This window comes from Desulfosporosinus acidiphilus SJ4 (assembly GCF_000255115.2).
In the GTDB taxonomy this organism is placed as follows: Bacteria; Bacillota; Desulfitobacteriia; order Desulfitobacteriales; family Desulfitobacteriaceae; genus Desulfosporosinus; species Desulfosporosinus acidiphilus.
Genome location: NC_018068.1, coordinates 3,320,006 through 3,333,065, shown reverse-complemented (window position 1 = coordinate 3,333,065; position 13,060 = coordinate 3,320,006). Strand labels below are relative to the sequence as shown.

11 protein-coding genes, 1 tRNA gene and 1 pseudogene are annotated in these 13,060 nt (G+C 40.5%); 9 read left to right on the top strand and 4 right to left on the bottom strand.

Going from position 1 to position 13,060, the window contains the following annotated elements; all coding sequences use genetic code 11:
- Nucleotides 1–219: 219 nt before the first annotated feature.
- Entirely contained in the window at nt 220–1,119 is a 900-nt protein-coding gene (locus DESACI_RS15200) for a histidine kinase dimerization/phospho-acceptor domain-containing protein (protein ID WP_158310189.1), read from the bottom strand.
- A 489-nt stretch (nt 1,120–1,608) separates the two neighbouring features.
- On the opposite strand from DESACI_RS15200, the gene DESACI_RS15195 reads away from it, so the two are divergent.
- Complete coding sequence (locus DESACI_RS15195) at nt 1,609–2,061, top strand: N-acetyltransferase (RefSeq protein ID WP_014828085.1); 453 nt, start codon at nt 1,609–1,611, stop codon at nt 2,059–2,061.
- 278 nt (nt 2,062–2,339) lie between these two features.
- Here the strand turns inward: DESACI_RS15195 and DESACI_RS24840 are convergent, their stop codons facing one another.
- Nucleotides 2,340–2,504 (bottom strand): hypothetical protein, encoded by a 165-nt coding sequence (locus tag DESACI_RS24840; RefSeq protein ID WP_014828084.1) that lies wholly within the window; start codon nt 2,502–2,504, stop codon nt 2,340–2,342.
- A 174-nt stretch (nt 2,505–2,678) separates the two neighbouring features.
- A complete protein-coding gene (locus DESACI_RS15190) occupies nt 2,679–3,428 on the bottom strand; it encodes a tetratricopeptide repeat protein (RefSeq protein ID WP_014828083.1) in 750 nt (249 codons plus the stop codon).
- 147 nt (nt 3,429–3,575) lie between these two features.
- Here DESACI_RS15190 and DESACI_RS15185 point away from each other — a divergent pair.
- From DESACI_RS15185 to DESACI_RS15170, 4 genes and pseudogenes are all read left to right on the top strand, one after another.
- Nucleotides 3,576–3,812 (top strand): annotated as a pseudogene (locus tag DESACI_RS15185) (glutathione-dependent formaldehyde dehydrogenase); the annotation flags it as partial.
- 82 nt (nt 3,813–3,894) lie between these two features.
- Nucleotides 3,895–5,478 carry an ATP-binding protein gene (locus DESACI_RS15180; RefSeq protein ID WP_014828082.1) on the top strand — a complete coding sequence of 528 codons (1,584 nt, stop codon included), beginning with the start codon at nt 3,895–3,897 and terminating at the stop codon, nt 5,476–5,478.
- Nucleotides 5,471–6,154 carry a response regulator gene (locus DESACI_RS15175; protein ID WP_014828081.1) on the top strand — a complete coding sequence of 228 codons (684 nt, stop codon included), beginning with the start codon at nt 5,471–5,473 and terminating at the stop codon, nt 6,152–6,154. The genes DESACI_RS15180 and DESACI_RS15175 overlap by 8 nt, the downstream gene beginning before the upstream one ends.
- Before the next feature lie 374 nt (nt 6,155–6,528).
- Nucleotides 6,529–7,788 (top strand): MFS transporter, encoded by a 1,260-nt coding sequence (locus DESACI_RS15170; protein WP_014828080.1) that lies wholly within the window; start codon nt 6,529–6,531, stop codon nt 7,786–7,788.
- A gap of 605 nt (nt 7,789–8,393) precedes the next feature.
- On the opposite strand, the gene DESACI_RS15165 is transcribed toward DESACI_RS15170, so the two are convergent.
- Nucleotides 8,394–8,469: transfer RNA gene (locus tag DESACI_RS15165), tRNA-Ala, on the bottom strand.
- 514 nt (nt 8,470–8,983) lie between these two features.
- Between DESACI_RS15165 and DESACI_RS15160 the strand changes: the two genes are divergently transcribed.
- The 4 genes from DESACI_RS15160 to rd all read left to right on the top strand — a co-directional run bounded on the left by DESACI_RS15160 (nt 8,984) and on the right by rd (nt 12,907).
- Nucleotides 8,984–9,541: a LutC/YkgG family protein gene (locus tag DESACI_RS15160; RefSeq protein ID WP_014828079.1), complete on the top strand. Its 558-nt coding sequence runs from the start codon at nt 8,984–8,986 to the stop codon at nt 9,539–9,541.
- A gap of 21 nt (nt 9,542–9,562) precedes the next feature.
- The gene (gene ldhH, locus DESACI_RS15155) at nt 9,563–11,734 is read left to right on the top strand and encodes an L-lactate dehydrogenase (quinone) large subunit LdhH (RefSeq protein ID WP_014828078.1); all 2,172 of its coding nucleotides are present in this window, start codon (nt 9,563–9,565) and stop codon (nt 11,732–11,734) included.
- Between the two features lie 472 nt (nt 11,735–12,206).
- Nucleotides 12,207–12,653: a hypothetical protein gene (locus DESACI_RS15150; RefSeq protein ID WP_014828077.1), complete on the top strand. Its 447-nt coding sequence runs from the start codon at nt 12,207–12,209 to the stop codon at nt 12,651–12,653.
- Between the two features lie 92 nt (nt 12,654–12,745).
- Entirely contained in the window at nt 12,746–12,907 is a 162-nt protein-coding gene (gene rd / locus DESACI_RS15145) for a rubredoxin (protein WP_014828076.1), read from the top strand.
- Nucleotides 12,908–13,060 lie beyond the last annotated feature (153 nt).

Sequence of the window (13,060 nt, the reverse complement as noted above, 5' to 3'; positions counted from 1 at the left end):
TAAAAGAGCTTTCCCTCAGGCTTTGGACAAGTCGAATTTGAAGTGTGCTTTGGGGTTGACTTGTCCACACTGCCCACAGGCACGACGACTGCATGGGGTATGCGTTATTCTGCGCGCATCTTGTTGATGATGACCAACCAACCGAATTTCCAGTTTTCTTTGGTCATTTAAATACCCCACGTTCCATTAGTTTTTTGGACTCGTGGGGCAGGAACTAAATTAATTATACGAGGAGAGAAATGCTTCCGAAAGCTGTTCACGATCACCTAATACATAAACAGGATCAAAATCGGAATCAAGAAAGACTGAAATTCTCCGATTTTGACAGAATGGTTCATTGGCTTGTAATATGGAATTGAGAGTTTCAATTAGGTTTATCTCACTCATTTGCGGGGCTGAAGGACTTGTAATCAATATGAATTTATTAAGAATCTGATCAATGGACTGAATTTCGTCAAGTATTAGCTCTTGATAAGGTCGAAAAGATTCAGGCCATTCTTCGGGTTTAATTAATTGCATGAACCCCTTGATTGTCGTCAGGGGGTTGCGAATTTCATGGGCTAATCCTGCGGAGACTTGATTGATTATTGAAAGTTTAGCAAATTGCACAAAGGCTTCTGAGCGTATTTTTTCTTCGCTGATATCGCAAAGAGTTAGAAGTAATCCATAGGGTTTGTTATGATCGAGCAAAGGTTGAGTACGATAGCGTAAATGCATAGGGTTTTCTGAGGAGGCTTTCCAGGTGAATTCTCCATACTCAGGGGAATTCGCTAACTGAATATTGGGGAGAATTCCTAGTATGTCTGAAATATTTTTGCCGACTATGGCTGATTCGGAGAGCATTAAAAGGTGGTTTGCAAGATGGTTAGATTCGAGAATTGTCCCAGAATTATCAAGAATCATGATTGCTTCCCGTGTAAAGTCGATGGTAGGGATGATTGATGGCTTTTGATGGAGTAGAGCTCGAATTGCTTTGATATGGCGTTGGTGGAGAAGTTTAAGACGAAGCTGACTGCGGTCAAATAAGTACATTGTACCTAATAAGAGGATAAAAAAGATTACATGAATAAGATAGATTTTGAGTGACGGAAATTTATTATATCCTATCGTTAAAAACAAGAGAAAGGTTATTGTTGCTATCCAAGCCCTTCCCCAGGAAGAAGACAAGAGCTTGAACCAAATTATGAGGACTGTATATGGAAGTAGGACAAGCAGTAGATCGAAAAAAAGGCTGAGATGAGTGAAAGAAATTACTAATACATTGGTGATAAGAAGAAGAGACAATATGATTAAGGCACCTTGGCGATGGAATGTGAGGAATTTAAGGGAAAACACAGTCATATCTCCTTCCGGATTCAACAATAAACCCTGGAATAGTGTATCATAATTTGCTGGTAGAAAATTGTAAAAAAAAGGGGATATATTCATTGAATTTAATATTTTAATGAATTGATACTCTAAAGGCACAATCTAGATATTTTAAGCTATTCAGATGTAGGCGAAATAGATGTTAATAGCTGACGAGAAGCGGCTTGGTTGTATAAATTTATTGGATGAAAATATATAATATTTGTTGTATAATTATGCAAAGGGAAAGGAGAAACGATCATGAAATTGCGTAAGGCCAAAATAGCCGATGTGGAAGAGATGATGTCACTGATTAATAATAATGCAGAACAAGGTCTGATGCTTCCGCGATCGAGGAATATGCTCTTCGAAAATATTCGCGAATTTATGTTGGCAGAAGAAGATGGAAAACTAATAGGAGTTGCTTCACTCCATATTTTATGGAGTGACTTAGCTGAAATTAGAGCATTAGCCGTTTCTGATAATCACAGGAGACAAGGTATAGGGACTAAAATCGTCAAAGCAATTGAGGAAGAGGCTAAAGAACTGGGGTGTTCAAGACTGTTCGCTTTGACCTATCAGCCTGAATTCTTTAAATTTTGTGGATATGAAGAGGTAAGTAAAGATCAGATGCCGCAAAAAGTTTGGACAGAATGCATTAATTGCATTAAATTTCCAAACTGTGATGAAATAGCTGTCAGTCGAATAATATAGTTATTGGTTAGTAATACAGTTATTAGGTGTTCTTGATGTCTTTAATGTCTGAAGATAGTATGCGAAAATCCATCGTCTAGTTTTCCAACTGGGACGATGGATTTTTTGTGCTATCAGAAAGTTTAACGTTTGGTTGTATACTGCCAGAAGGACTAATATGTGCGAAGCCAGTGCTTTCTGGCGCCTGCCGCGTTTTCTTTAAATATCAAAGGTTTTTCTAAGTCAATTTCAGTCAATAACTTCATGTTCGATAACTAACGGTTATTAACGATTATTTATTAAGATTGCTGCTTAAGAATAGTATGAAGAAAATCCCACTGAAGTTCCAGGTAGGCGTTAGTCATCTCATTTTCGCTTAATCCTTTAGATTTTAGATATTCGCGTGAAGATATTTCGAATTCTCGTATAAATCCTAGAATCTCATCCTTATGAGTTGACAGCATTTTTCACCCTCCATTCGAAAACAGTATGCTATTGTCTTAATTTGCATAATCCTTCCAGTCAAATTTATTATAAAATAATATCTTTAAAAATTATGTTGTAATTGGGTGCCAGATAGATAAATTAATATAGAAAGAAAGAAGAACTAACAAGAATTATTGTAGTTTTACGTAGAATTATATAGAGTTAGATGGATAATTACGCCAAAGTGAAACATCAAATAATAAAAGATTGCCTGATAGGTAATGAAATTTCGCCTTTTTGAGATTTTTCATCATAAAGTAGCAATCACCTAAAGTATGATGAATACGGGCTATATAACCTAAAGACAGAAGTTTTTGGGTAATCCAGGCTGAACCATTGCTGGGGAATCCCCTTGTCTTGGCAATGTGCAAGCTCCGTTCAAAGACTAAAATTGATTCGGAGATTTTACCAAGCTTGAGAAGGGCAATTCCTTGAGTTGCCAATAAAAGTGGATTCAAAAGCGTATAGGGGTTATCTCTGATGATATAGAGGGCTTGGGCGGGTTTTCCTTCTTTAAGAAGAATATCGCATAAGGTAGTACAGAGTAAAGGATCATGAGATGAGAGGAATTTTTCCAGCAGTGAAATTGCCTGAGATGGTTTATGAAAATAGTAATAGAGCTGGCTGGCAAAACGAGATAGGGATATTGGGCTGGCGTCTTGGGCAATAGCACGAGCCATTCGTTGTGCAGTAATTTTTTTCTCGGGGGGAGAAAACGATTGTTTTTTTATCATGGCAATGTATGATGTGATAAGGCCAATGATAAGCACAATCAGAGCAACTTTAATTCCAAATGCCCAGATCGTGACGGCAAAGCTCAATAGCGTCAAAGTCATGAGGAACATAAAAAAATAAATCTTTTGAACATAAAGTATTTCCAGATCAACTTGAATACTCTGCATTCCATCCCCCCATACCATAACTACGATATTTTGCGGACAAATAGACCTTTTAATACTCAAAATAAAGAAATTGTATGGACACCATTAACCAGAGGGAAGATTTTTTGGGTTGTGGTGTTGATCTTAGAGAATTGGGTTCCGGCATTCGGTCAGGCTGAATATATGAGGGTTCCTTATGGCAACTTTACACCTTTTAAAATCCCCGAGAACAGTGAGGTGGACGATAAGAATTTAGTCTTGCTCGCTAATGCCATGACAACTGCTTTTTGGAGCGTAGAAAATGCCGGTGTTAAACATGGAGATACAGTGATTGTATTAGGCTGCGGACCTGTAGGATTGTTGGCTCAAAAATTCCCTTGGTATATGGGAGCTCAGAAAGTGATATAATTGACGCATAACTCTTTCCTGTCGACTGCTCTGAGGCATACTTTCTTTGTCTAAAGAAATTTCCTATGGAGGATACTTAATGCGTCTTCAACGTAAAATAAGCATTTATTTTCTCATCATCTTATCTGTCTCTATTGGAAGCATCGTGTTTTTATCTGTCTATCAAATGAAAAGTCTTGTAAAAAACCAGGTTAGTAAGAGCCTCTTAAATGTTGCCAATTCAGTGGCTAATTTTTCAGAAGTTCAGGACTTCCTAGGCGGGAAGAGCACTTTAACAGAAAACGCATTTAATGAGCAGATTGAATCGATCCGGTCAAAAACCGGAGTTGCCTTCATCGTTGTCATGAATATGAAAGGAATCCGCTATTCTCACCCGGTAGAAACAAGAATTGGAGAGAAATTTCAAGGCGGAGACGAAAAAAGAGTCTTGATATCCGGACAAGAATATGTTTCTGAGGCTCATGGAACGTTGGGCATATCGTTACGGGCCTTTGCCCCAATTTATAAAAACGGGCAGCAAATAGGTGCCGTGTCTGTCGGTATCTTATTGACAGAACTTAACTCAGATGTGTACAAAGCGCTGCTGAGTTTTTTGCCGTTCATAATCCTTGGTCTTTTTCTCGGAGGAATGGGTGCAACTTTCCTGTCGTTGAGTATTAAGAACACTATCTACGGGATGGAACCGGAAGAGATTGCTTTAGCACTCAAGGAGAGGGAAGTTGTCTTGGAAAATGTAAAAGAAGGAATTGTCGCTGTCGATGACAAGGGAAAAATCGCTTTATATAACAAAGAAGCAGCTAACATCTTGGACCTTAACGAAAGCGACAAAGGAAAGAACGTCTTTGAATTCATCTTTATAGACGAAAAGCAGGGTCCTTTGTCCCTTGGTCAGTTACTGGAGGATGTGGAAATCAGAATAAAACCGGGACTTACGATCGTGTGCAAATATAGTCCTCTCGTAGACGAAAAAAACAGAGTCATGGGTGCCGTAATCAATTTTCGTGATCTGACAGCAGTGAAAAAGATGGCTGAAGAGCTTACAGGTATTAGGAAAATGGCCTGGTCGCTAAGGGCGCAGAATCATGAGTTTATGAATAAATTGCACACGATTTCTGCCTTGATTCAGATGGAAGAGTACGATGAAGCCGTCGACTATATTTCGAGCACGGCGAAAGCAAGAAACAATATTAACGGCATTTTGACCAGAAAGATAAAAAATGTTTCTGTGTCAGCCCTGCTCTTTGCCAAATACAACAAAGCGGAAGAGTCTAGGATAAAGCTGAAAATCGACCCCAATTCCAACCTGTCTGAACTCCCTCAAGCAATGACTGCCGATGATCTGTGTTCCGTACTTGGAAATCTGATTGAGAATTCATTTGATGCAGTTAAGAGTGATGGCAGCGGAGAAATTTATGTAAAGCTTGATGAGGAAGACGACTTTCTCAATATTACCGTTTCGGACAACGGTTCAGGTATTCCTGAAGCTGTTCAGCCATACATCTACAACCTAGGCATGTCAAGCAAATCCGGACAACGAGGTTATGGTATGTATATTGTGAAGAAAATTATCGATGACGCTAGGGGTACAATTCGGTTTGAGGTTGAAAAGGGGACCTCATGGTACATCTCAGTGCCCATCAAGGGGAGGGACAGGAATGTTTGATGTTTTGATCGTAGAAGATGACCCCATGGTAAGCCACGTGAATACAAAATTCCTCAAGAAAGTTCCAGGTTTTAATTTGGTGGGAACGGCCGCAAATTTGGCGGAAGCCAGAGAGTATGTACAAAAGGAAAAGATTGACTTGATCCTGCTCGATCTATTTCTCCCCAAAGAAAACGGCATTGACTTTCTCAAGTGGCTGCGCAGCAACGAAATTCACATCGATGTTATTTTGATCACAGCCGACAAACGCAGCGAGAGCGTACTGGAAGCCTTTCGTTTTGGAGCGGTCGACTATCTAATCAAGCCTTTTACCTTTGAACGTTTCAAAGATGCTATGCAGCAATATAAAGAGCGGGCCGACAGCTTGCTAAACAGTATTTACATAGAACAGGATGCCTTGGATCGCTACGTTCTGCCTGGAAGAGCGGAGGATGAAACAGATAAGCCTTTGGAAAAGGGTTTGAGTAAATATACATTTCAGCGAATTTGGAATCACATTGTCCAGAACGGTGAAGAGTACTTCACCGCAGATGAAGCAGCAGAATCTTTAGGGATGGCACGGGTTTCCGTCCGTAAATATCTTGATGTCATGGAACGGGAAGGAAAATTAGAACTTTTGATCGAGTATGGAAAAGTCGGCCGGCCTCAGCATAAATTCAAACTCAAGGACTTCTAGGAGATATTGTCCGTTTTTAACGCACAGTGATACCTTCTACCGAAATTGCAGAACTCAGCCCTTTAAGTTAAAAAGCATCTGAAGAAGAGAACAAGCCAAGAACAATTGTGGTGATAAAGTTCTCGGGAGCAAAATGAATTTAAAGTTCTTTATCTACGAAAATAACTCTTAATTTACAGAATATTGCCAATAGTCCTCCACTTCGGCTAATATGAAGTTGCGTATATTTTCTATACAAAAAGGAGGTTTTTTAATTTTCAGATTCTGAAAACAGTAGACTCTGGAACGAACTGCTGCATATCCGTAACACAGATTAGCCGTTGTTTCAATTCAAACTACACATCAAACTTCAGAATGAATTGGGAGGATATTTAATGAAACCTACAAAAGTGCGTTGGGAAGTCATAACCCTGTTATTCTTCGCAACAACGATTAATTATCTCGACCGAACTAATCTATCAGTTGCGCTCCCGGTCATTGCCAAACAGTTAAACTGGACACCTGCGGCCATGGGCGCTATTTCTTCAGCTTTTCTTTTGACGTATGCACTTTTGCAAATGCCAATTGGTGTTTTCATTGACAAAATCGGAACCAGGATGACCTATATCTGGTCTGTCATTATCTGGTCTCTCGCCTCGATGGCGACAGCCTTGGGTACTTCCTTCGGTTCGATCTACTTCTTCCGCTTAATCTTGGGTGTAGGTGAAGCGCCTGCTTTTCCGGCAGCGACAAAGACAGCCGCTGACTGGATTCCCCGGCGGCAGAGAGGAATTGCAACCGGATTTTTCACTGCCGGAGTAAACATGGGCTCTGCTATTGCCCTCCCTCTGGTTGCTTGGATCGTGAGTTCTTTTGGTTGGCAAATGTCTTTCATCATTACCGGTTCCCTCGGTTTCATCTGGCTCCTTTTCTGGCTTGTTCTTTACCGTGACAGGAAAGACAATAAACGGGTCAATGCAGCAGAAAACGCCTTGATTGACGCTGACATTACAACGCTGCAGGAACAACCGCGAGTGCCCTGGATACAGCTGTTTAAAAAGATGTCGACCTGGGGTCTTATGCTCGGCTACTCCTGTCAGCTCTATATCATGTTTGTCTTTGTCACCTGGCTACCGACCTACCTGGTGCAGGCTCGCCATATGACCCTCTTGCATTCCGGAATTTATGGGATGATGCCGTTTATTGCCGGAACGATCAGTGCCTTCCTCGGCGGCAGGACTTCAGATCTCTGGGTACGCAAGACACCGAACGGCAGAAAAATTGCCATGAGCCTGGGGCTCATTCTGGCGATGACCATTATTCCTGCGGTTTACGCAAATTCTGCCTTCACAGCTCTAATCCTTTTGACGATATCTGAATTTGGAGTTATGTTTTCCAACGGTGCCGCCTGGGCCGCTGCTTCGGAAATTGCTCCCGCAGGACAGGCTGCTTCCGTTGCCTCTATCCAAAACTTCGGCGGTAATGTCGGCGGTTTCCTGGCCCCAACTATTACTGGGATACTCGTTCAGGCTACCCATTCCTTCAATAGCGCTTTGATCCTAGCAGGAATTCTAGCTTTTGTTGGTGCGATTATCTACTACACGATGCTTCCGGGTTCAAAAGTGCAAGAAGAAAGCAAAACCTTAGCAGTTTGATTTCTCTGTAAGTTTACCAATCCTTTGTGTTGATATTATTACCACCGATACTTTGATACATTGTTTCTCTTTTGGCAAAACTAATTGATAGTAAGTATTTAATTCTGTAAAATTATTTTTGTGTAATGCTGTTATTGGTATAACTTAGTTATACGCCAGCTGCAGATTCTTCGGGGTCTGCAGTTGTATTTTTACTTAGGAAAGTATATAAATTGCGACCTGTGGATACCTACTCTGAACGCGTGCGGGAGCATGGTTTTTTTATACTATCGGAAAGTATAACCTTTGGTTATATACTGCAAGAAGAGCTAATTCGTGCGAAGACAGTGTCTTCGCCTTCTGGCATACGTGCAACTAAGCTGCCGCTTCGCCGGAGGCTTAGCGCCAGCTTAGTTTTCTTTATGGAGCAAAAAAGGAGCGTTCCTCGAACTACTCAAGTTCGTTTTCGACACTCCCAAAATTCTGTAACCCTTAGCTTATGTCATTTCGTCATGTTTGCAGATGTCTATTCTCAACCCCGTTGTGGTCAAATTTTGTGTCAAGCCTCTTTAATTGTAAAAAAATAGAAGCGGTGTTCTCTCAAACCCGCTCCATGATTGTTTTTTTGGTGGAGGTAAGCGGGATCGAACCGCTGGCCTCTAAAATGCGAATCTAGCGCTCTCCCAGCTGAGCTATACCCCCAACAACTTCTAATTATATTCCGAAAAAATAAAAATGCAAGCAGTAAAGTTATATTATCTAATTACTTGGGATACTTGGGATAAATACATTGGGATTAATGGAAGGGACTTGGAGGATTTCCGCGTCCGGAAACCTCCATATGCGCAACGTCTACAAGAGTGAAGTCTACAAGACTTTACTTAGTTAAACATAACTCATATTTTGTCGAAAATCAATGGGCAATTTATAGGAGATTTTATTATGTAAGGTTTATAATTGACGAATTTATTCAATGAGATAAGATTTACCAACGTTTATAATTCATTCTCGTTCTTATTTTAGTTAGCTACATAATTTGTATAAAAACTTGAAATTTTAATCATAATTATTTGAAATTTTAGAACTGGGTATTGTTTTTTATTATATTATATCTTAAAATAAAATTAATGGTATGATGGTCTGACCAGATTGGATACTTTTGTCTAATAACTAGCCAGCGATCGTATGAAGAAAAAACATTGAGGAGGATACCTCTATGGCAAATGCTCGTTCTAATGAATTATATGAAAAATTTAAAGCAAAATTGGAAGCAGTATCAGGAGAATGTTACCGCGCAGATACGGAAGAGGAAGCCGGAAAACTGATAGGTACTATCTTGAAAGAAAAAGGTGTACAAAATGTTGCTCTTTTAGAAGGTGAAATATCACAAAAGGGGAATTTGGCCCAGCAATTTAAAGACATGAACATAGATGTTATAACCAGCAATTTTCGAGAAGTTACCCCTGATGCTCATGCCGGAATTACTCAAGTTTCCTATGCTATTGCTGAATTAGGTACTTTAGTTCAGGCAGATGAAGATGCCAATGTTGATCAACGCTTATGCTCGACGCTAGTCCCAATCCATGTTGCTTTGGTACGGACGGAGTCCTTGATACCGACTTTAGCGGAAACAATGTCAACAATTCATCAACTTCCTCAAATTCCTGGATTTGTGGGTTTTATCACAGGACCTAGCAGAACATCGGATATTGAGCGGGTTTTGACAATTGGAGTACATGGTCCCAAACAGCTCGTCGTTGTTTTCGTGGATTAATTGGGAGAGGGAGTGGTCTAAATGGCAGATAAACAATTTAAGAAGAAAATTTCGGATGCACTGGAGAATGATGTGCTGCGCGGTGCCTTAGGTCGTTTTGGAGATACTTATATCACTGCACGTGAAAAAGCATACGAGGGATATGATTTTCCGTCAATTCGTGAAAATATTGTTAAAGTTAAATCCTATGCCGCCAGTCACTTGGATGAGATGATCGATCAATTTGAAAAGGCGGCTACTGCAAGAGGGGCAAAAGTTTTCCGCGCAGCTAGTGGGGAAGATGCCAAAAAGTATATCAGTGATTTGGCAAAACAACAAGGCGTTAAACGTGTTGTTAAATCGAAGTCAATGGCTTCAGAAGAAATTTCGTTAAACAAAGCATTAATGGCTGAAGGAATCGATGTTCAAGAATCAGACTTGGGTGAATGGATACTTCAGCTTGCCGGGCAACATCCCTCGCATATGGTTATGCCGGCAATCCATATGACGAAAGAAGAGGTCGCAGATGTTTTTTCGGGGCATTTGGATAGGGTAAGTCAACCTGTTATCACAGAGCTGGTTAAAACAGCTCGAGTTGAACTCCGTAAAAAATTTCTCGAGGCAGATATGGGGATTTCCGGAGCGAATATGGCTATCGCTGAAACTGGTACTTTAATGATGGTTACCAATGAAGGAAATGCCCGGCTCACATCAACCTTGCCTCGGGTTCATGTTTTCCTCGTAGGTATTGAAAAACTCGTGCCAAAATTTGAAGATGCTACGCATATTTTGCAAGCGTTGCCCAGAAGTGCTACTGCACAGCAAATCACGAGTTATGTAACTATGGTTACAGGCCCGACACCTGCCTATTATCAAGACGGTTCAGTAAAGGACAAAGAGTTCCACATTATTCTCATGGATAATGGGCGGCGTAAAATGTATAACGATCCGAAGTTCAAAAAAACATTCCAATGTATACGATGTGCCTCCTGTCTCAATGTGTGTCCTGCTTTTCAACTTGTAGGCGGTCATGTTTACGGTCATATCTATACCGGTGGAATCGGAACCATCTTAACAAATTTCTTAAACTCAGAAAATGATGCCAAAAATCCCCAGAATCTTTGTCTTCAGTGCGGGAAATGTTCCGAAGTGTGTCCGGGAAATTTAGATATCCCCGAAATGATCTTAGAACTTCGCAACCGCATGGGAGAAAAACAAGGGTTGCCTTTTACCCAAAAGTTTGCTTTAGATGTTGTTTCCAATCGACGGTTATTCCATTCGTTGTTACGGGTAGCTTCCAAAGCGCAAAAACCATTTACCAAAGGACAGCCGGTCATTCGCCACTTGCCGCTATTTTTATCGGGCATGACTGAAAAGAAGAGCTTGCCGGCGGTAGCGGATATACCATTCCGTGATGTATTTAAAACGATTAAACAAGACGTTAAAAGCCCAAAAGGAAAGGTTGCTCTCTATTCAGGGTGCTTAATTGACTTTGTTTACCCTCGGATCGGCGAAGGAGTCATCAGTGCTCTCAATGAAAAAGGATATGAAGTTGTTTTCCCAGAGGGGCAATCTTGTTGCGGTGCTCCGGCTACCTATATGGGTGACCGCAACAATGCACGAAAACTGGCTAAAATGAACATTGAAGCTCTCGATGCTGAAAATGTTGACTATGTGGTAAGTGCCTGCCCAACCTGTACCCACGCTCTTAAAGATAGTTTTCTGGAACTCGTTGAAGACGATCCTGCTTTAGCTGCTCGGGCTGCTGAGTTAAGCCGTAAATCCTTCGACTTTTCCAAATTGCTTTCGGATCTGGGAGGTCTTGAACCAGGTGGAGATGGTGTACCGCTGAAAGTTACTTATCACGATTCCTGTCACCTGAAAAGAAAAATGGGTGTCTTCGCTGAGCAACGTAAACTTCTGAGTGATACAAAAGGGGTTGAGCTCATCGAAATGAAAGAGTCTGATCGTTGCTGCGGATTTGCAGGTTCGTACTCCATCAAATTCCCGGAACTGTCTGAACCAATTTTGGAGCGAAAGCTTAATAATATTGAGGAAACGGGGGCTGAAGTCGTAGCCGTGGATTGTCCCGGATGTTTGATGCAAATTTCCGGTGGATTGGATAAACGAAACCCTAATATTAAAGTGATTCATACTGCCGAACTTCTTTTCGAAAAGCGTAATAAAAAGAAGCAAAAAGGAAACAAGAAATAGTTAATTCTACAATAGTTACCAAAAGTTATCTTTTTTCGTTCAAGGAATTTCTTATGATCAGCGCGAATAAGTAGATAGGAATGGATACTTTGTCCGGCATGAACAGGCTAAATAATTAGCCTCGAAACGAATGAAATCAAAAGGACAAGGAAAACCATGGTTCCTGATTTCTTGCCATATGTTCTGTTTCTCCGGTGCTGCAGCACCGAGAAAGGATGTCTCAGTTTATGCACCTCTGTAAAACAGAGCGGGTCGTAGCAAACGCTGAGATTTGGCTGAAGCCTCTGAGAAGATTATGCTCAGAGGCTTTTTTTTAGACCTCCACGATCCAAGCGGTATCAAAGAAAAGAGTTTAGAGATTCTAAATGCGTGAAGGAATTTTATATGGAAGGGTAGAATGGTAAAGGGGGATAATATAATTATATTGTTAATTCTTTCCGCAGATTGAATATAAACTAGAGGGGGAGATACCTTGGGAATCTACGATCATCTCCTGTTCCCAAAACCAGCAGTACCCATGAATCTTCCGGTGCCATCAACCAATTTTGCCAATTTATTTTATGAATTCCTCAGACGTTATTATGAATGGAAAAGCGCAAAGCTCAGAGAGATTATTGGGATGCTGTTGTTGATGATTATTGGGGTCTGCATCGTCAGTATACCATGGTTATTACCCAATTTCGGAATACTCTTCAGTCTCTGCTTGTTAGTCTTGTTTTATTTGGCGGTAAGATATTTTTTAGCGGTTAGTCAAAGGGTAAGTCATTTATATGTTAATGTACATGTTTTACAGCATCATCTCGTCGGCAAACTTGAAGTTGGCTTTTGTGAACATCGTGAACCCTGTCACTGTGCTGAGGAGTTTATTGATTATGTGTTAAGGAACTATAATATTTCCTTGACAAAGATTTTAATATAGAACATTAAGATGAAGAGCAATTTTAGCAGAATAATGTTATTATAATAATGATATGATAACAATGATATTTAACATCAATTGGAGGTTTGATCATGAAAAAATACGTTTGCAGTGCTTGTGGTTATGTTTATGATCCTCAACTGGGAGACCCGGATTCAGGAATTGAACCGGGTACCGCTTTTGAGGATATTCCGGATGATTGGGTTTGCCCGCTTTGTGGTGTGGCCAAAAGCGAATTTGAAGTTGCCGATTAAACTGAACGGACAACATAGTTGCGGATAATAAAAAAGGGGTGTCACAAAGCTTGCTTTGAGATACCCCTTTTTTATACGATCAGAAAGTATAACCTTCGATTAACTACTGCAAGAAGAATTAATTCATGCGAAGACAGTGTCTTCGTCCGCTAG